The organism is Kineococcus anabasis, assembly GCF_054590795.1.
Window position 1 is genome coordinate 1 of sequence record NZ_BAAIHU010000004.1, and the last position, 18,576, is coordinate 18,576.

General features: G+C 76.0%; 16 protein-coding genes. 6 read left to right on the forward strand and 10 right to left on the reverse strand.

Annotation, left to right across the window (positions count from 1 at the left end; genetic code table 11):
- Window positions 1–338: 338 nt before the first annotated feature.
- From ACYQBY_RS07625 to ACYQBY_RS07635, 3 genes are read right to left on the reverse strand one after another with little or no spacing between them, the layout of a single operon-like run.
- A complete protein-coding gene (locus tag ACYQBY_RS07625; protein WP_459643254.1) occupies window positions 339–1,370 on the reverse strand; it encodes an RNase A-like domain-containing protein in 1,032 nt (343 codons plus the stop codon).
- A 1-nt stretch (window position 1,371) separates the two neighbouring features.
- A complete protein-coding gene (locus ACYQBY_RS07630; RefSeq protein ID WP_459643255.1) occupies window positions 1,372–2,607 on the reverse strand; it encodes an RNase A-like domain-containing protein in 1,236 nt (411 codons plus the stop codon).
- Window positions 2,604–2,924, reverse strand: a complete 321-nt coding sequence (locus ACYQBY_RS07635; RefSeq protein ID WP_459643256.1) for a hypothetical protein — start codon at window positions 2,922–2,924, stop codon at window positions 2,604–2,606. The genes ACYQBY_RS07630 and ACYQBY_RS07635 overlap by 4 nt, the downstream gene beginning before the upstream one ends.
- Window positions 2,925–3,056: 132 nt before the next feature.
- On the opposite strand from ACYQBY_RS07635, the gene ACYQBY_RS07640 reads away from it, so the two are divergent.
- Both ACYQBY_RS07640 and ACYQBY_RS07645 read left to right on the forward strand, forming a co-directional pair.
- Complete coding sequence (locus ACYQBY_RS07640; protein WP_459643257.1) at window positions 3,057–3,443, forward strand: CidA/LrgA family protein; 387 nt, start codon at window positions 3,057–3,059, stop codon at window positions 3,441–3,443.
- Window positions 3,440–4,138, forward strand: a complete 699-nt coding sequence (locus ACYQBY_RS07645; RefSeq protein WP_459643258.1) for an LrgB family protein — start codon at window positions 3,440–3,442, stop codon at window positions 4,136–4,138. Before ACYQBY_RS07640 ends, ACYQBY_RS07645 begins: the two co-directional genes overlap by 4 nt.
- Before the next feature lie 6 nt (window positions 4,139–4,144).
- Here the strand turns inward: ACYQBY_RS07645 and ACYQBY_RS07650 are convergent, their stop codons facing one another.
- The 3 genes from ACYQBY_RS07650 to ACYQBY_RS07660 form a co-directional block, all read right to left on the reverse strand.
- The gene (locus ACYQBY_RS07650; protein WP_459643259.1) at window positions 4,145–4,855 is read right to left on the reverse strand and encodes a PKD domain-containing protein; all 711 of its coding nucleotides are present in this window, start codon (window positions 4,853–4,855) and stop codon (window positions 4,145–4,147) included.
- A gap of 173 nt (window positions 4,856–5,028) precedes the next feature.
- The gene (locus ACYQBY_RS07655; protein ID WP_459643260.1) at window positions 5,029–5,730 is read right to left on the reverse strand and encodes a DUF6318 family protein; all 702 of its coding nucleotides are present in this window, start codon (window positions 5,728–5,730) and stop codon (window positions 5,029–5,031) included.
- A gap of 62 nt (window positions 5,731–5,792) precedes the next feature.
- Complete coding sequence (locus tag ACYQBY_RS07660) at window positions 5,793–6,887, reverse strand: hypothetical protein (protein WP_459643261.1); 1,095 nt, start codon at window positions 6,885–6,887, stop codon at window positions 5,793–5,795.
- Window positions 6,888–6,994: 107 nt separating this feature from the next.
- On the opposite strand from ACYQBY_RS07660, the gene ACYQBY_RS07665 reads away from it, so the two are divergent.
- Both ACYQBY_RS07665 and ACYQBY_RS07670 read left to right on the forward strand, forming a co-directional pair.
- Window positions 6,995–10,123 (forward strand): DEAD/DEAH box helicase, encoded by a 3,129-nt coding sequence (locus ACYQBY_RS07665; RefSeq protein ID WP_459643262.1) that lies wholly within the window; start codon window positions 6,995–6,997, stop codon window positions 10,121–10,123.
- Complete coding sequence (locus ACYQBY_RS07670; protein ID WP_459643263.1) at window positions 10,116–10,886, forward strand: SWIM zinc finger family protein; 771 nt, start codon at window positions 10,116–10,118, stop codon at window positions 10,884–10,886. Before ACYQBY_RS07665 ends, ACYQBY_RS07670 begins: the two co-directional genes overlap by 8 nt.
- Before the next feature lie 12 nt (window positions 10,887–10,898).
- Here the strand turns inward: ACYQBY_RS07670 and ACYQBY_RS07675 are convergent, their stop codons facing one another.
- The 3 genes from ACYQBY_RS07675 to ACYQBY_RS07685 form a co-directional block, all read right to left on the reverse strand.
- Window positions 10,899–11,663 (reverse strand): class I SAM-dependent methyltransferase, encoded by a 765-nt coding sequence (locus ACYQBY_RS07675; protein WP_459643264.1) that lies wholly within the window; start codon window positions 11,661–11,663, stop codon window positions 10,899–10,901.
- An 82-nt stretch (window positions 11,664–11,745) separates the two neighbouring features.
- Window positions 11,746–13,326, reverse strand: a complete 1,581-nt coding sequence (locus ACYQBY_RS07680; RefSeq protein ID WP_459643265.1) for an alkaline phosphatase D family protein — start codon at window positions 13,324–13,326, stop codon at window positions 11,746–11,748.
- Window positions 13,327–13,431: 105 nt separating this feature from the next.
- The gene (locus tag ACYQBY_RS07685; RefSeq protein WP_459643266.1) at window positions 13,432–14,187 is read right to left on the reverse strand and encodes an HpcH/HpaI aldolase family protein; all 756 of its coding nucleotides are present in this window, start codon (window positions 14,185–14,187) and stop codon (window positions 13,432–13,434) included.
- A gap of 97 nt (window positions 14,188–14,284) precedes the next feature.
- Between ACYQBY_RS07685 and ACYQBY_RS07690 the strand changes: the two genes are divergently transcribed.
- Together ACYQBY_RS07690 and ACYQBY_RS07695 are read left to right on the forward strand one after the other, a co-directional pair.
- The gene (locus ACYQBY_RS07690) at window positions 14,285–16,354 is read left to right on the forward strand and encodes an ATP-binding SpoIIE family protein phosphatase (RefSeq protein WP_459643267.1); all 2,070 of its coding nucleotides are present in this window, start codon (window positions 14,285–14,287) and stop codon (window positions 16,352–16,354) included.
- Complete coding sequence (locus ACYQBY_RS07695) at window positions 16,351–17,118, forward strand: class I SAM-dependent methyltransferase (protein ID WP_459643268.1); 768 nt, start codon at window positions 16,351–16,353, stop codon at window positions 17,116–17,118. The genes ACYQBY_RS07690 and ACYQBY_RS07695 overlap by 4 nt, the downstream gene beginning before the upstream one ends.
- A gap of 40 nt (window positions 17,119–17,158) precedes the next feature.
- Here ACYQBY_RS07695 and ACYQBY_RS07700 read toward each other — a convergent pair whose 3' ends face one another.
- A complete protein-coding gene (locus tag ACYQBY_RS07700) occupies window positions 17,159–18,574 on the reverse strand; it encodes an ATP-binding protein (RefSeq protein ID WP_459643269.1) in 1,416 nt (471 codons plus the stop codon).
- Window positions 18,575–18,576: the final 2 nt, after the last annotated feature.

An 18,576-nucleotide genomic window follows, 5' to 3' on the forward strand; every position in this document is an offset into this window, starting at 1 on the left:
CAGCCAAGGAGGCAACCTTCACATCATAACCAGCCCAACCAGCAGACCACAACCAGCAAACCCGGCCCCGATCCGCCCGCCGCACCGGCTGACGAAGAGAACACTACCAGGCATCTGGAGTGCTTCCGACCGTCCTCGCCCTGCCGAGACGCCTGCCGCCGTCGGCGGTGGACGTCGTAGCACCCACCTGTCGGGGGTGGCCTTGCACTGTCCGCAACACGTCGACGGGGGCGTGTGTTCCCGCCTCCGCGCCGCGTTCGGACCGGCACGTACTCCATCGGCCGCCGGGCCGCCGGCTTGAGCGGATGCGCACACGGATCGTGGTGGCTCCGTCGTCGTCACCAGTCGAAGGCGTCCATGCGCCAGAGGAGCCACCCCAGCCAGGTGTGGGCGTGGTTCGCGTCGACGTAGCAGCCGAGCAGGCGCAGCGCGTTCCTCAGGCCGGTCTCGTCGAGGCTGAGCAGCTCGGGGAGACAGCAGCGCACCGCGTCGTGCAGCGTGGCGGGCTGGTCCCACAGGAAGGCGGCCTGACCGAAGAACGGCGGTCCCGCCATGACGTGCTGACCGAAGAAGGCGCCGAAGAGCTGCTCGAGGACCGGCCACCTCTCCCGCAGGGCGTGCGCCGCAGCCTTCTCCGCCTCGGACGTCTCCGGCTCGACCGGGTAGGAGGCCAGCACGGTGAAGGGCTCGCCCCGCTCTCGGGACCTCTCCAGGACGACGGCGAACCGGCTCGTCGCCCGGTGGTGGAACTCCGCACCGGGCGCCTCGCCGCGGTCGAAGGCGACGCCGATGCGGCGCCCGAGGTCTGCGGTCAGGTACAAGCGTGTGCCGGCGTCCGGGGCGGCCAGCCAGCGGGTGACGTCGGCCTCCCGCCGGCCGATCAGCTCCGCGACCAGCGCGTCCTCGTCGACGGTGTCGTCGCACCTGCTGCTGCGGGCCAGGTGCGGGTGGCAGGGGAACTCGTGGGGCGGCAGGAGGGTCTCGGGCCTGGCGATGGCCTCGACCAGCCGCTCCTCCGCCCACTCGGCCCACCGGACGTGGGAGCGCCCCTCCGGCGGACCGACCCACAGGAGGTCCAGGCGACGCCCGAAGCGCTCGAAGTCCTCCTCCGTGACGGCGCCGTCCTTCAGCGCGCGCCACTGCGCCAGGGCCACCACGAGGTCCCCGAGACAGTTCGCCATCCCCGCCTCGAACCCCTCCCGCGGGTCGAGCCACCGTTCCTCGGTGTACTCGCCGCGCAGGAACATCAGCATCGACCAGAGGTCCGGGTGCGTGCGCCTGTCGCCGTGGGGGGCCCACGGGACCGCACCCACCCGGCGCACGGCGTCCTCGACCTCGGCCCGCATCTCGTCGGTGACGGTGGGGTTCATGTCACTTCTCCTTCAGGTAGGCGGTGTGGACGGTGACCTTCCCGTCCCTGACGTTCAGCTGGACGACGGTCTGCACCGGGTCGGGGGTCGCGAACCGGCCGTCGTGGAGCGTGATGACCCGTCCCGACGAGGCGCGGGCGGGCTCGGTGACCTCGATGGCCGTGATCCCGCCGGCGATGAGCGAGCGGATGGCCGCCTCGTTGTCGCGCAGGGCCTGGGTGATCTCGCGCTCCGCGGTCTCCTGGTCGGCCCACCGGGACGCGGCGGTCATGCGGTACGCCCGCGGATCCCTGTCGGCGGCCTCGGCACTGCGGAGGAGGCGGTCGCGGAGGTACCCGTCGTCCACGTCGACGTGGCGGGACAGCGTGTGCGCGTCGCCGACGCCCTCCATCGCGGTGAGGTCGACGCCGGCGAGCATCTCGTCGAAGCTGACGGGGACGGGCACGGGTCTGCGCGGCCGGGGGACCACCTTGCCGAGCCGGCGGGAGGCCATCGCCGCGGCCAGGCTGCCCACGGCTTCGCCGGTGCGACCCGACCGGAACTCCTCCACCTTCAGCGACTCGGAGGTGGTGCGCACGGGATGCCTGGCGGACTCCACTTGGGCTCCCGGCAGCGAGCGCACCGCACGCCACCAGCCGGCGCGGTCCGACGCCCACCCCACGGTGAGGAAGGCCAGGGCCGCCGCGGGCTCGGCGATCCCCTCCCGCACGAAGGCACCCACACCGTCCGAGACGTGCTCGCCCCACGAGCGCGGCCGCCCGTCGACGTCGTCGATCAGGGCGTCCAGCCGCCGGGCCACGTCCACGACCGCCCGGTCCTGCTCCGCGACGACCGACTGCCGCTCGCCCAGCAGGCGATCGGCCTCGGCGGTGTCCGCGGCGAGGGTCCCCAGCGCGTCCACCCGCTGCATGCGCAGCTCCACGTCCGCCGCGGCGTGCGCGATGCGGCGCAGGCGCGCCTGGCGCTGCGCGAGACCGCGGGAGTACTCCGCCAGGACCGTGGCGCCCGCGCGGGCCGCGTAGGTCAGCAGGTCGAGGCGGCGTTCCACCTCACCGCACGCCTGGGCGTAGCCGGCCAGGGCGTCACCCCGCCACTGCGGGGTCGACGCTCGTGCGGCGGCGTACGTGCCCGACACCAGGTCACCCGTGATGGCCGTTCCCGTGAGCACACCGGCTGCCGCCTCCGCCGCCGCGACGTCGAGCCGCGACAGCTCGTCGGGCACCGCGGACCGGCTCACCGGTCCGCCCCGGGATCGAGCTCGGCCGGCCGGAGCCCGTAGGAGCTCAGCAGCAGCAGTTCCGTGACGTCGTAGTCGTCCCCCGACCGGCGCACCCGCTCCGCCAGCTCGGCGAGCTCGGTCGCGCCGGTCGTCGCGGCCCACGCGAGCGTCCGGAAGAAGCGCTCGGCGGCACCGCCGAGCGCCCCGTAGGACCACGCACCGGCCGCGCCCGCCTCACCGCTCAGCGCCGAGGCCAGCCCTGCCGCCCGTGCGGCGGCGTCGTCGTGGAGACGGGACGCCGCCTGCAACTCCGGGGTCGAGACGCCGATCTGCATGGTCTGGAGCCAACCGGCGCGGCGGTCGTCCCGGAGCGATGTCCACAGGCGCCGGCCGGTCCGGGAGGCTGTCCACAGGGCCGTGACACATCGACGGGTGGGGCCGCGTCCGCGCGTGGGCAGGATGGCGGCATGCCACGACCGACGGCGCTGCCTCCTGTCCTGTTCGGCCTCTCGCTCCTGCTCCTGCTGCAGCTCGCAGGAACTGCGCTGGTCGCCGTGCTGCACCTGCCCGTACCCGGCGCCGTGGTGGGGCTGGTGCTGCTGGTGGCCCTCGGGGTGTGGCGGCCCACCCGCCTCCTCGGGCGCCTCACCGCTCCTGCGGGACACCCCCTGCTGGCGCACCTCCAGCTGCTCTTCGTGCCGCCCGGCGTCGGGGCCCTGCTGGAGCTGTCCCGCCTGGCCGACAACGCCCTGCCCCTCGCCCTCGCGGTCGGCGGCTCGTTCGTCGCGGCGCTGCTGGTCACCGGGTGGCTGCTGGAGGCGCTGCTGCGGCACGCCGACCGCGGGCCGGCATGAGCGGCGTCGTCCACTCCCCCGCCTTCGGCCTCACCCTGACGCTCGTGGCGTACCTGGGCGCCGGAGCCCTGCACCGCCGGATGGGACGCCCCGCACTGCTGACACCCGTGCTGGTCGCCGTGGTCGTCGTCGCGAGCGTCCTGCAGCTCGTGGGTGTCCCCTACGACGAGTACCTGCGCTCGGTGTCGGTGCTCACCCTGCTGCTCGGCCCCGCGACGGTCGCGCTGGCCCTGCCGCTGCTGGACGCCGGACGGGCCCTGCTGCACTCCTCGGCGGTGGTGCTGGCGACGCTGCTGGTGGCCGGGCTGGTCAGCGTGGGGGTCACCGTCCTCGTCCTGGAGACCGCCGGGACCGCCGACGACGTGGTGCGCGCCGCCCTGCCGCGCTCGGTGACGACGCCCGTCGCGCTGACCGTCGCCGAGACGATCAGCGCCTCGGCGCCGCTGGTCGTCGTGATGACCCTCGTCTCGGGCATCACCGGCGCGGTCGCCGGGCCGGCGCTGCTCACGCTCGCCCGCGTGCGGGACGAGCGGGCCAGGGGTTTCGCCGTGGGCGTCACCAGCCACGGCATCGGCACCGCGCGGGCGCTCACCGAGAGCCCGGCGACGGGGGCGTGGTCCAGCGCGGGCATGGTGCTCAACGCGCTGGCCATGACCCTCGCCCTGCCGTTCGTGGCGCGCGCGTTCGGTTCCTGAGCCGGGTCAGGGCACCAGCACGTTCGTGCCCGCCAGCGCCGTGACCGGGACGGGCGCGCTCGTCACGTCGGCCGTCCCGCTGATGGGCAGCCACTCACCGCCCGCGACGGAGTACTCGCCGGTGTACGTGGTGGTCAGCGCGATGGCGTACCGGCCGGGGCGCGTGTACGTGTGCGTCGTGCGCAGGTCCGGGTACGGCGCACCGGGGTCACGGGTCGGGCCCAGCGTGCCGCCGTCGCCGAACTCCCAGCGGAACAGGGCGGGTGTCGCGCGCACCCGCACCGGGAAGCCGAGCACCGTCGTGTTCACGGTGACGGGCGCGGCCGGGACGTACACGTTCACCGGCAGGTTGACGACGACCCGGCCCGTGCCCGGCTGCACCGCCGGGTTCCCCGCGGGCAGCGGCAGCCTGCGCAGGTCGTGTGCGGTGAGCACCGGCAGCTGCACCGGCTGGGCACCCGGTGCGGGCGGTGGCGCCCCGATGCAGCGGGAGGCGCCGGAGTCCCACTGCCGGTCCGGCGCGGGGACGGCGTCCGCGGTGAACGTGGTGCCCCGCCACTGCCCCGGCGGGCAGCCCGTGAACATCCGGCCGCAGTTCAGGCCCTCGACCTGGCCCGCGGCGTCCGGGCGGTTGGCGGCGCAGGAGGACACCGTGACCCGCACCTGGCGCGGCGGCTCGGGGGCGGCGCGGCCGGCGCCCCGGGGGGAGGCGGACATGGGTGGGGTGGCGCGGGCGCGGGGCGGAGTGCAGCGCTTGGTTCCACGCACATCGACGGAATTGTCGACGGCTCGCCCGCTGGACGATGTCACGCACCGGGGTACCGCAGCAGCAGGGGGAAGCGGAAGCGCGCTGACCACCACCACCGCTACGAGGATGACGGCGAAAGTTCTCACTCGAACCAGCTCACGCGCCACGCACCATCGTTCCAGCTGAGTTCCAGAGTTTCTGACAACTCCTTGTGTGCCACATCCCTCACGACATGACCGTCGCGGTCCAGCAGGCGCCCCGCCGTAATGGTCGACTCGAGAGTTAGCCGAGCAGTTCGGGCAGCCTCGTCGAACTCGTCCACGTTGGCCGCTTTGAACCACACCCGAGAACCGTCAAGTTGGTACCCCTTCCTGGCGCCTTCGAGATCTGCCTCCACCAAGATTTGGCAATACTCACAGGAGTCCAGCGAGGCCTCTCGAAGCAGCTCGACGTCCTGCGTATTCCCCATGTAGTCCAGCACCTGCACGAAGTACACCGCGAACTCCAGCGCGCCCTCGGGGTTGAGGGTGGTGGGCAGGCCGAGGACCTCGGCGGTGGGGTACTCCGGCTTCGGGAACTCCGGGTTCGCCGGTGCGGGCGGTGTCGGCGCCCCCCCGGCGGGCGGCGGCGCCGTCCCGGCCGGACCGGAGGAGGTGGCGGCCGGGAGGCCTGCCGGCGGGACGGGGGCGGCGGGCGGGACCGGCTGCGGTGTGGGTGCCGGGACGGCGGCCGGGGCGCTCGGCGTCACCCGGACCGCAGCCGGTGCCCCCGCGTCGGAGCACGCCGCGACCGACGCGACGACGAGGGCGGCCGCGGCGGCTCGGGTCAGGGCGAGGGGGCGCACCCCACGACGCTAGGGGCGCGCCCCCCGCTCACCGGGACGCCTGTGGACAACCGCGCCGCGGGTCAAGCCCCGTGGCCGTGCCCGTGCCCGTGGCCCTCGGGACCGTGGTCGTGCCCCTCGTGGTCGTCGTGGTCGTGGTCCTCGTCCTCGGTGAGCGTGACGACCACGTTGGCCAGCGCGGGCCACAGCCCCCGGGGCGGGACCAGCTCGCTGCGGCCGGCGAAGACACCGGCGTCGGCGAGCCGGTCGAGCAGGGCGGAGGCCTCGGGCACCACGACGGACGGGTCGAAACCCTCCTCGGCGTCCTCGGGGAGCATCTCGGCGAGCGTCTCCCGGGTGACGGGGTCGGACACCATGCCGCGGGTGAGGACGGCGACGAGGAGCGCGGCGACCGCCTCGGAGGAGTCGACGAGCTGCTCCAGCACCCACACCGTGAGCGCGTCGCGCCGCAGCTCGCGGGCCTGCTCGGTGGCGTCCGCGCGCCAGGCGTCCGCGGCGGGACCGGGTCGCACCTCGTCGCCGTCGTGCTCGACGAGGGACAGCTCGGACAGCACCTCCAGCAGGTCCCGCGGGGCGGCCGAGGGGTCCTCCAGGTGCTCGGTGATCCGGCCGGTGAGGGGCAGCGCGGTGAGCGCGGCGTCCTCCTCCTCGTCGCTGACGTCGTCGGCGGCGCTGAGCGCGAGCTCGGCGGCGGTGACCTCGTCGAGGGCGGCCAGGCACTCCTCGAGGTCCTCCGCGGGGCCGGTCCAGCGGCGGGTGTCCTCCAGGAAGAGGAGGAACAGCTCCCACGCCTCCGCGGCGGCGTCGAGGACGTCGACCTCGTCCCAGCCGCGCTGACGGCCGAAGGCCGCGAGCACCGGGGAGTCCAGCTCGGCGAGCAGCAGGTCGACGTCCTCCGCGGTCCAGGCCGTCGCGGTCTGCGGGCCGACGGCCGTGACGCGCTTGCGCTTGAGCAGCCAGTCCATCGACTCGGCCAGGACGGTGAGGACGTCGGTGGGCTCGGGGCCGGGCTCGCCCTCGGCGGACTGCGTGGGCAGCCACGCGGTGAAGGGAGCGCTGAGGGCGAGGAGCGCACGGTTGCCGAGGTGGGCGGTGGCCGCGGGGTGCCGGCGGGGGGAGCCGGGTCTGCGGTTCGCGGGTCGGGTGTTCTTGGGCACGGGGAGCTCCGGACTCGCGGCGGCGGGGGTGGCACGACGGTAGTGGGTGGGGCGGTCGCCGGGGGCGGGTGGGCGGCGGCGTCGGGGCCGTGGCCCAGCATGGGGGCATGCTGCGCGGGGAGCTGACACCGGTCCCGGCGGCGGGCGCGCCCGGTGCCGCCGCCGCGGGGGTGCTGCACGCGTCGTGGGCGGGCCCGGCGGGCGTGGTGTGGTGGGCGGAGGGGACGGGGCGCGCAGGTGACGGGCGCCTGCACCCGGGGGCGCTGACGCTGCGGGAGCTGCGGGGCCTGACCGGCGGCTGCGACGCGGCGGTGGGGCGGGCGCTGCTGGGGGCACCGGGCACCGTGGAGCTGCTGCTGCCGTGCGTGGACGGGACGCCGCTGCCCTCGCCGGACCTGCCCCGGCGGCCGGGCGGACCGGAGCGGGGCGGGAACGGGGCACGTCTGGCGGCGGTGACGGTGCCGGTGGCGCGACCGGAGCCGGCCGCGAGCGTGGACGCCCTCGTGGCGCTCGCCGGGGACGCCGCCACGGGGGACCTGCTGCCGGGTGCGGCGACGGGGTTCCTGGCGCGCTTCGTGCGCGACGTGGTGCGCCTCGTGGACGCGGGCCGGATCGCTCCACGGCTGGCGGGGGAGTGGCCGCAGGTGCAGCCGGTGTGGTTCCCGGTGCCGGACGCGGACGTGGAGGAGTGGTTCGACGCGCACGTGGCGTGCCTGCCGCCGGTGCTGCGCGCGGCCTCCCCCGCACCCGGGGCGGCCGCGGAGGTGCTGCGGGCAGTGGTGGTCGAGGTGCTCGCCGCGGTGGTGTCCTCGCGTCTGGCGACCGAGCGGTCCGGGTGGCGGGAGGCGGTGCGGCGGGCGGGTCACCCGCTGGTCTCGTCGCTGGCGCACGGCACCCCGCTGGCGGTGCCGGAGCGGCGGGTCGAGCCGCTGCGCGCGCAGCTCGCCGAGTGGGCCTCCTCCACGCGGCGCCGGCGCCTGGACGTGGTGCTGTGGCTGACCGAACCCGTCGGCCCGGAGCCCGGGGACGAGCAGGAACCCGGACAGGCGCAGGAGCCCGGGGAGGTGCGGGAACCCGGGGGGGTGCGGGAACCCGGGGGGGCCCGGCGGGCGGGGGCGTGGTTCCTCGACGTGGGGGTGCGCATCGACGGCGCCGCGCCCGCCGAGCGCGACGAGCTCGGCGGTGACGCCGAGGCCCTGGCCGCCCTCGCCGACGGGCTCGCCCGCGCGCTGCGCGCCCACCCGCCGCTGCGCCGCGCCGCGCAGGTCCCCGGGAACACGGTGCGGCTCGTCCTGGACACCGCCGGGGTGCTGGACCTCGTCGACCGGGGCGCGGGGAGGCTGGCGCGCGCCGGGCTGGTGCTGCTGCTGCCGCGGAGCTGGACGCGGGTGGCGCCGGCGCTGCGGATGGCCGCGGACGCCTCCACCCGCGTCGACACCCTGGACCGGCGCTTCGGCGTGGACCGGGTGGTGGAGTGGAACTGGAAGGTGGCCCTCGGCGGGGCGGAGCTCACCGAGGCGGAGCTGGACGCGCTCGCCGGGTCGGCCTCGGAGCTGGTGCGGCTGCGCGGGGAGTGGGTGCGCCTGGACCCGCGCACCCTCGCCGCGGTGCACCGGTTCGTGCGGGGCGCGCAGGGCGAGCCCACCCTCGCGGGGATGCTCACGGCGCTCACCGCCGCCGAGCCGCCCGCGCCGGTGGAGGAGGTGCGGGCGACGGGCTGGCTGGGCCGGCTGATGGACCCGGAGGCGGACCGGCGCGTCGAGGAGGTGGAGCCGCCGTCGGACCTGCGGGCGACGCTGCGCCCGTACCAGCGGCGCGGGCTGTCGTGGCTGGCGCACCTGGACCGCCTCGGCCTCGGCGCGGTGCTCGCCGACGACATGGGCCTGGGCAAGACGGTGCAGGTCCTGGCGCTGCTGCTGCACGAGCGGCAGGCCGGGGAGGCGGACGGCCCGACGCTGCTGGTGTGCCCGATGTCCCTGGTGGGGAACTGGGCGCGGGAGGCGGCGAGGTTCGCGCCGTCCCTGCGGGTGGTGGTGCACCACGGGCCGGGCCGGGCGCGAGGCTCCGGGATCGCGCAGCTCGCCGCGGGAGCGGACCTGGTGCTGACGACGTACGGGCTGCTGGACCGGGACCTGGCCGCGCTGCGGGAGGTGGCGTGGGGCCGGCTCGTGCTCGACGAGGCCCAGCACGTGAAGAACTCCTCGACCCGGCAGGCGCGGGCGGTGCGCCAGGTGCCCGCGGCGCGGCGGGTGGCGCTGACCGGGACGCCGGTGGAGAACCGGCTGGAGGAGCTGCGCAGCATCCTCGACGCGGTGAACCCGGGCGTGCTGGGTTCGGCGGCGGCGTTCCGGCAGCGGTTCGCGCGCCCGGTCGAGCGGGACCGCGACGAGGGGGTCGCCGCGCGGCTGCGCGCGGTGACGCGGCCGTTCGTGCTGCGCCGGGTGAAGACGGACCCCGCCGTCATCGCGGACCTGCCGGAGAAGGTGGAGATGGTGGTGCCGGTGAACCTGACCCGGGAGCAGGCCGCGCTGTACCGGGCCGCGGTGGCGGAGCTGCTGGCGAAGCTGGACGACCTGACGCCCGTGCAGCGGCGGGGCCGGGTGCTGCGCACGCTGACGCGGCTGAAGCAGATCTGCAACCACCCGGCGCACTTCCTCGGGGACGGCTCACCGCTGCTGACCCGGGGGCGGCACCGCTCCGGCAAGCTCGCCGTGGTGGAGGACGTCGTGGACTCCCTCCTCGCCGAGGGCGACCGGGCGCTGCTGTTCACGCAGTTCACGGAGTTCGGGCACCTGCTCGTGCCGTACCTGGCGGAGCGGTTCGGGGTGGAGGTGCCGTTCCTGCACGGCGGGGTGCCGCGGGCCCGGCGCGACGCGATGGTGGCGAGGTTCCAGGAGGAGACCGACGTGCCGCTGCTGCTGCTGTCCCTCAAGGCGGGCGGGTCCGGGCTGAACCTCACCGCCGCGAACCACGTCGTGCACCTGGACCGCTGGTGGAACCCGGCGGTGGAGGACCAGGCGACGGACCGGGCCTTCCGCATCGGGCAGCAGCGCCGGGTGCAGGTGCGCAAGCTCGTCAGCATCGGCACCGTGGAGGAGCGCATCGACGCCGCCCTGGCGGAGAAGTCGGAGCTGGCGGACCTCGTCGTGGGCCCGGGCGAGGGGTGGGTCACGGAGCTGGACAGCGCCGCGCTGCGGGACCTGCTGACGCTGTCCGCGGAGTCCGTCGGTGAGTGAGGTGCCCACCTCGTGGGGGGACGGGATCGCCGGGCTGGTCGTGGAGGCCACCGACCCCGCCCGGTTCGACCGGGGCGAGCGGCTGCTGCGGGAGGGCGCCGTGCGGGACGTGCGCACCGCGCGCGGCTCCCTGGTGGCGACGGTGCGCGGCTCGGGCCGCAACGTCTACCAGGTGGCGATGGCGGTGCGGCCCCTGGGCGCCGCGGAGGCCGCGCGGCTGGTGCGGGCGGTGACAGCGGAACCGGCGCTGCTGCTGCGGCTGCTGGCCGGGCAGGACCCCGCCGCCGCGCGCGCCCTGGGCCGCTCGGCGGCGGTGGAGCTCGTGCCGCCGAGCTCGCGCCTGCTGCACTTCGCGTGCAGCTGCCCCGACCCGGTGGAGCCCTGCAAGCACGCGGTGGCGCTCGCGCTGGCCGGCGCGGAGCTCGTGGACGCCACCCCGGCGCTGTGGCTGCTGCTGCGGGACGTGCCGCTGGACGACCTCGCCGCGGACCTGCTGCCGGAGGACGCCGACCCGCTGGAGGAGCGGCTGGAGGACTTCTGGGAGCCGCGGGGCACCCCGCAGCCGCTGCCGGCGCCCCGCAGGTCGCGCGCCGCGGTGGACGAGCGGGACGAGGACCTGCTGCGCGCGCTGCTGCGCCCGGACCTGCCGCGGGTGCGGCGCGGGGCGGGGCCGACGGTGGAGGAACGCCTCGACGGGGCGGAGGAGGCGCTGCGCGCGCTGTACCGCGGCATCGTGCGGGTGGACGAGCGGGACGGCGGCTGAGCGCGGGGGTCCTCAGCGCACCGCGACGAGGACGCGGCTGGTGCCGACCTGCCAGAGGACACCGGTGTCGCGGAACCCCGCCTCGCGCAGCAGGCCCTCGTGGTCGGCGAGGGTGAGGCCGTTCTCCCCGCCGGCCGCCGGGGCGCCGTCGCGCGCGGCGAGGGCCGGCGCGAGGTCCGGGTCGGCCCGCGCGGCCTGCCACCAGGCGGACCAGTCCTCCCCGTCGCGCCGCGCCCTGGAGGCGGCGCCCTCCTCCACGGCCGCGGCGAGGTCCGCGAGCGCGCCCGGGGCGTCGGGCAGGTGGTCGGCGTTGACGAGGAGGCCGCCGGGACGCAGCGCGGCGGCCACGTCCCGGTAGATGCGCGCCAGCTCCCCGCGCGGCGGGTAGTGCAGGCAGGTGGCGGTGACGGCCGCGTCCCAGGGCCGCTCCCCCGCGACGGCGCGCACCCAGCCGGGGGCGCCGAGGAACGCCTCGACGTAGCGGATGCGCCAGCCGTCGTGCGCGGTGCCCAGCGCGAGGAGGAAGGGGTCGCGGTCGACGGCCACGACGGAGGCGGCGGGCACCCGCGCCGCCACGGTCCGGGCGAGGGAGCCGGGGCCGGCGCCGAGGTCGACCACGAGGGCGTCGGAGGAGCCGCCGACGGCGTGCGCGACGACGTCGGCGACGGCCCGGGCGCGGGCGCCCCGGTCGAGCGCGTAGCGCTCCTGCTGGCGGTCCCACCGGTCGATCCACCGGGCCGCCACGGACGGCGGCACGACCGGCGGTGGTGCCTGCATGCTCGCCGCTCCTCCTCCGCCCGACCTGTCGTTGAGAAGATTTATCAGCAGACGGGCCGGGCGGGGAAGCCTCGGGGCGACCTCAGAGCGGCTTCAGGCCCGGGTCGCCGGCCTGCACCGCGAACGCCGCGCGGGTGTGCACCGCCGCGCCCGGCTCCGACACCCGGTCCAGGACGCGGAAGTCGGCGCGCAGCTGCCCGCGGTCCAGCCGGGCCACGACGTAGCCGCGCTGGTCGTTGGCGAGCTTCAGGTCCGGGTTGTCGGCCAGCTCGCTGTCCCGCGTGGAGTACGCGTCCCCGCCGTCACCGCCCGAGGTGATCGACGTGCAGACCAGCTCCACGCCGATCGGGTCGGCCTTCGCGTCCGACGGGTCGCGCGTCAGGTCCGCCGCGTAGTGCTTGTGCACGTCGCCGGTCAGCACCACCGGGTTCTGCACGCCGCGCTGGGCGAACCCGTCGAGCAGGCGCTGCCGGCTCGCGGTGTAGCCGTCCCAGGAGTCGGGGTTGAACCCGCGCTTGGTACCGGGCACATAGTCGTGCTCGTGCACCATCACCTGCTGGGCGATCACGTCCCACGTGGCGGGGGAGTTCTGCAGCCCGTCCAGCAGCCACGCCTCCTGCCGGTCGCCCAGGAGGGTGCGGTTCGGGTCGTGGCGCTCCGGGCCCTCGGCGGGGAAGGTGTCCCCGTTGGGCTGGTCGCTGCGGTACTGGCGGGTGTCGAGGACGTGGAACGAGGCCAGCCGCCCCCAGGAGAGCCGGCGGAACAGCTGCAGCTGCGTGCCCTTCGGGCGGGACGCGGCCCGCAGCGGCATGTTCTCGTAGTACGCCTGGTAGGCGGCGGTGCGGCGGGCGGCGAACTGCTCCCGCGTCGGGTACGGCTCCTGCGCCTCGGGGACGAGGTCCGCGTAGTTGTTCTCGAACTCGTGGTCGTCCCACGTGACGATCCACGGCGCCGCGGCGTGCGCGGCCTGCAGGTCCGGGTCCGCCTTGTACTGCGCGTGCCGCTGCCGGTAGCCCGCGAGCGTCGTCGTCTCCGGGCCCATGTGGTCGCGCACGTTGCCGGACTTCGCGACGTAGTCGTCCGCCTCGTACTCGTAGATGTAGTCCCCGAGGAACAGCACCACGTCCGGCTGCTCCTCCGCGAGGCGCCGGTAGGCGGTGAACCAGCCGTGCTCGTACTGCGCGCACGAGGCGAACGCCATCGTCAGCGGCGTGCCCCAGGTGTTCGGCGCGGGCGCCGTGCGGGTCAGGCCGGCCGGGGAGACGTGCGCCGGGGAACCCGGCACGCGGAAGCGGTACCAGTACTCCCGGCCCGCCTGCAGCCCCGCGAGCTCCACGTGGACGCTGTGGCCCAGCCTCGCCGTGGCCTTCTGGCGGCCGCGGCGCACGACCCGCCGGAAACCCGGGTCCACCGCCAGCTCCCACTCCACGTCCACGTCGCGCTCCGGCATCCCGCCGCGCCCGTCCGGCGCGTACGGCTCCGGCGCCAGCCGCGTCCACAGGACCACGCCGTCCGGCGTCGGCTCACCGGAGGCGACGCCCAGGGTGAACGGGTCCCCCAGGCGGCGGGCCGGCGGGCGGGCACCCGCGGTGAGCAGGCCCGAGCCGAGGACGGCACCGGCCCCCAGGACGGTGCGGCGGGCGAGGGTGGTGTCGAGGGGCACGGCGGTTCCTCCAGGGTGCGTTGACCGGCACCCCCGAGCGTGGCCGCCCCGGGCGACCGTGGAGGTGCTGCTCCCCCGTACCGCGGTGAACAGGCGGTGACGGGTTCAGCAGCCGCCGAGGGCCGCGAGGCGCTCCCGCGACCCGGACTGCACGAGGCCGCCGTCCGTGGCCGCCGCGACGAACCGGAAACCCAGCTCCCGCAGACGTGCCGCCCGCTCCTCCGTCGCCGCGAACGCGCCGGGCACCACCGAGCTCTCCGCGCAGGCCCGCACGATCGTGGGCAGCGGGTCGTCCGCGCCGTCCGCGGCCAGCAGCTCCTCCACCGTCGTGCCCAGCTCCAGGGACAGGTCGAACGGGCCCACGAACACCACGTCCACCCCGTCGGTGGCCGCGATCGCCCCCACGTTCTCCAGCGCCTGCCGGGTCTCCACCATCACCGCGCACAGCACCGCGGCGTCCGCCTCCTGCGGCGTGGGGACGGGTGCGCCGGTGTCCAGGGCGAGCGGGCCCCAGCTCCGGTTGCCCGCCGGGGCGTAGCGGCAGGCCCGCGCCGCCAGCCGTGCCTGCTCCGGGGTGCTCACCATCGGCACCACCACCCCCGCGGCGCCCGCGTCCAGCACCCGGCCGATCTCGTGGGTCCCGCACACCGGCGGGCGCACCAGCACCGGGGCGTCCTGCGGGCCGACCCCCCGCAGGCAGTCCCGCACGGAGCGGTCGTCGTGCTCGCCGTGCTGCATGTCCAGCAGGACCCAGCTGAAACCCGCGCGCGCCAGGGACGCCACCGAGGCGGGGCTCGCCAGGCTCGACCAGCCGCCCCACAGCGGGGCGTCCGGCGCGGCGGTCAGGAGCGGGTGCGGCATGTCGGTCCCCCGGGCAGGTCTGCGGTTCGCGCGACGTCCAGGTCAACGATCGGTGAACGTGCCACCGCCGCCGCGCTCGGTGGGTACCGTGCCAGGGATGGAGCGACGGGTCGAGCAGCACACGCTCCACGCGCTGTGCGAGCTGACCGCGCGGCACGGCGTGGACCTGTGCGGCGTCCTGGACTCCGTCGTCGCAGCGGTCACCGCCCTCACCGGCGCCGCGCACGGCGCGCTGTCCGCCCCCGGCCCCACCGGGCACGAGGAGGTCCTCGTGCAGGCCGGGGACCTGCCGGGGGCGCCCGGGGACCTGCCGCAGGCGCCCGGGGCCCGCCTGGGCGTGCCCGTGCACGCCGACTCCCGGCAGGTCGCGACCCTGTGGCTCACCGCCTCCCCCGGCGCGGCGCTGCCGCCCGGCGCGGAGCGGGCCGCCGGGGCCGCCGCCACCACCGCGGGCATCGCCGTCACCCACGCCCTGCTCTCCACCGCCGAGCGCACCGCCCGCGAGCGGGCCGAGGACCGCGAGGCCGCCGCCAGCGGCACCGCCGGCCGCATCGCGCTGCTCCAGCGGATCACCGCCCTGCTCTCCACCAGCGCCACCACCGCCGACATCACCGCCCGCGTCCCCGCCGCCATCGTGGAGGCCTTGGGCTGCGACTCCGCCGCCCTGTACCTGCACGACCCCGCGCACGGCGTCCTCGTCGGGACCGGCCACCCGCCCCTGCCGCCGGCCGTGCAGGCGCGCCTCGGGGTGGTGCCCGTCGACGCCGCCACGCCCGTCGGGGAGGCCGCGCACACCCGCCGCGCCGTGACGTTCAGCCGGCAGGACGCCGGCCGCTACGCCGGGCTGGGCGGCCTCGAGCCGGGTTCCGTCTCCTCCGGCCTCGCCGTGCCCATGCTGACCCCCGACCGGCGCCTGCTCGGTGTCCTCAACGTGAACTGGACCGAGGCCAGGCCCCGCACCAACGACGACATCGCCCTCTTCGGCGGGGTCGTCGCCCAGGTCACCCTGGCCGTGGAGCGCGCCAAGCTCCTCGACGCCGAGCGCGCCGCCCGCGTCGACCTGGCCTCCTCCGTCAACGCCCTCACCGAGCTCGCCCGCACCCTCCAGCGCGGCCTGCTGCCCCGCTCGCTGCCCAGCCTGGAGCGGGTCGACGTGGCGGTGCGGTACCAGCCGGCGGTCGTCGGCGCGGAGGTCGGCGGCGACTGGTACGACGCCATCGAGACCGACGGCGCCGTCGTGTTCGTCATCGGCGACGTGCAGGGCCACTCCACCACCGCCGCCGGCCTCATGGGGCAGCTGCGCACCGCCGTGCGCGCCTACGTCACCGAGGGGCACGGGCCCGCCGCCGTCCTGGAGCGCACCAACCGGCTCCTCGTCGCCCTCGGGGACGAGCTGTTCGCCACCTGCTGCCTCGTGCAGCTCGACCAGGACACCGGCGACGTCACCGTCGCCACCGCCGGGCACCCCCTGCCCCTGGCCCGGGACGAGCGGGGCCTGCGCGAGCTGCACGCCGAGCCCGGCCCGCCGCTGGGGGTCGTCGAGGGCGTCGTCTTCGAGCAGTCCGCCGGGCGGCTGCACGGCCGCGGCCGCGTCGTCCTCTACACCGACGGTGTCGTGGAGTCCGTGGCCGACCAGCTCGACTCCGGCACCGAGGCGTTGCGGCGCAGCCTGTCCGACGGTGCGGACCTCACCTGCGAGGACCTGGCCACCGCCATCATGGCGAGCATCCCCCACCGCCTCGACGACGACGCCGCGATGCTCGTGCTGGAGTACGCCGGCCCCGTCGCCGAGCGCGACGAGGCCACCCTCCCCCTGCCCGCCGACCTGCGCTCCGTCGCCGACGCGCGCGCCTTCCTGCGCACCGCCCTGCGCGCCTGGGGCGGGGACCCGCTGTCCGACACCGCGGAGCTGGTCCTCACCGAGCTCGTCACCAACGCCCTGGTCCACACCGACGGCGACGCGAGCGTCGGGCTGCGCTACGACCGCGACGGCAAACGGCTGCTGATCTCCGTGCAGGACACCTCCACCCGGCGGCCCACGGCGCGCGAGGCCGCACCCGGTGCCACCGGCGGGCGGGGGCTGGCGATCGTGGGCGCGCTCGCGCAGGAGTGGGGCGTGGCGATGGAGGGGGACGGGAAGTCGGTGTGGGCGGAGGTCGTGTGGTGAGCGCGCGGCGGCTGCTCTGGCGGACGGCGTACGAACTGCTGACCAGGCGGGTGCGGCGGCCCGAGTGGGCGTTCATGAACTACGGCTACGCCCCGGCCGGCGGCGGGGACCTGGCGCTGGAGGCGGCGGACGAGGTGGACCGCCTCTGCATCCAGCTCTACGAGCACACCGTCGCCGGGGACGTGGCGGGCCGCGACGTCCTGGAGGTCGGCTCCGGCCGCGGCGGCGGTTCCTCCTACCTCAGCCGCTACCGGGGCACGCGGACGATGACCGGTGTCGACTTCTCCGCCGGCGCCGTCGCCCTCTGCACCCGGCACCGCCGCGGGCCCGGCCTGAGGTTCGTGCAGGGCGACGCGCAGGCCCTGCCGTTCCCCGACGCGACCTTCGACGCCGTCGTGAACGTCGAGTCCTCCCACTGCTACGGCTCCGTGCCCGCCTTCCTCACCGAGGTGCGGCGGGTGCTGCGCCCCGGTGGCGACCTCTACTGGGCAGACCTGCGCCCCACCCGCGACCTGGACGCCCTGCGCGCGCAGTTCCGCGACTCCGGGCTGGTGCTGCGCGAGGAGCGCGACATCACCGCCGAGGTGCTGCGGGCGATGCGCACGGACAGCGACCGCAAGCTGGGCCTGATCCGCGCCTGGTTCCCGCGCTCCCTGCACCCCGCGCTGCGGCCGTTCGCGGGGATCGAGGGGACGCAGAACTACACGGGCCTGGAGCAGGGCAGGCAGCGGTACCTCAGCGCGTGGCTGGTGAAGGAGGGCTGAGGGGGCGGGCCCGCACGGTGGCGTCCCGCCCCGGTCGCCGCTACCCCGGGAGGTCCCAGTAGGCCTGCGGGTCGCGCGGGGACTGACCGTTCCACCGGACGACCCCCTGCTCGCGCATCCGTGCGAGCTTCCTGATCGCGGTCGGTCTCGTGCGTCCCATCACCTCGGCCAGGTCGCGGGTCCCGAGGCGCCCGGCCTCCCGGAGCGCGGCGACGACCACACGGGTCTCCTCCGGCAGCCGTTCGTCGGCGGGACGCCCGCCGGCGTCGGTGCTCAGCGTCAGCCGGACACTGCCCTCGGTCTGCTGGTACAGGGGTGGTTGCAGGCCGGCGAGCCGCATCTCGTCGAACATCCGGCGGATCCCCTCACCGAACTCCTGGCCGAAGTCCAGGTCCGCGCAGACACGTGCGATGCGGGGGTTGCGCGCGAAGCGGTGGACGGACAGCGGGTCCCGCACGTCGGACAACCCGGGGAAGCGCCCGGGGCTGTCGATCTCGATGCGGTTGTCGAAGACGTCGACGTGGACGTGGTCGCTCTGCAGGCTGTAGGAGCGGTGGACGACGGCGTTCACGATCCCCTCCAGCCAGGCGCCCTCCGGCACCGCGGGGACGTCCTCGAAGCGCCCGCCCCTGCCGAGGGCCCGCCGGCGCGGCTGCACCTGCCGGACGTGCTCGGGGACCCCGGCCAGGATTCGCGGCAGGGCTCCTTCGAACCGCCGGTCCGAGAGCACCTGCTGACGCGTCCCGGTCCCGCGCTCGCGCCCGGCGAAGCGCGTGACCCGGACGTGGGCGTTCGGGAGCTCGCTCTCGGGGTGCCGCCCGAAGAGCAGGAGCCCGGCGATCGTGAGGCGTCTGTCCCGCGCCAGTCCGCGCGCCGCGAGCAGACCGGGCCACTGCGGGTGCCCGATGTGGGCGGCGTAGTCCGTCGCGGCCTCGTGGTCGACCGCGTCCGCGTCGTCGAGGGCGGCGGGGGTGAGCCCGGACTCGAAACCCGCCTGCCGCCGGTCGAAGAACAGCTCCCGCCGCTGCACGTAGGTGAGGCGCCGGGTCTCGTCCCCGAGCCGGAGGTAGACGTCGTCCCGCGTGGTGGCGTGCACGTCGTCGCCGGGGCTGACGTCCAGGACGAGGAGGTGGTCGCCTCGTCCGCTGTCGGTGCGGCACGGCACCAGGCGCGCGTGGACGCGCGCGGGGGGCTGGACGTGCTGCACGTGGACCTGCTGCAGCTCGTTGCGGTGGCGTGGATCGGCGTCCGTGCCCTCGACCCGGCCGTCGTGGATGCCGACGACGATCGTGCCGCCCTCGGCGTTCGCGAAGGCGACGATCGCCTGGCCCAGCTTCGCCGGGCTGACGCGGGCGCTCTTGCGCTCGAACCACTGGTCCTCCGGCAGCACGCCCAGTGCGCGCCCCACCTCGTCCTCCGGTGCCGCCAGAGCACGGTCCAGGTCGAGTCGCTCCACGT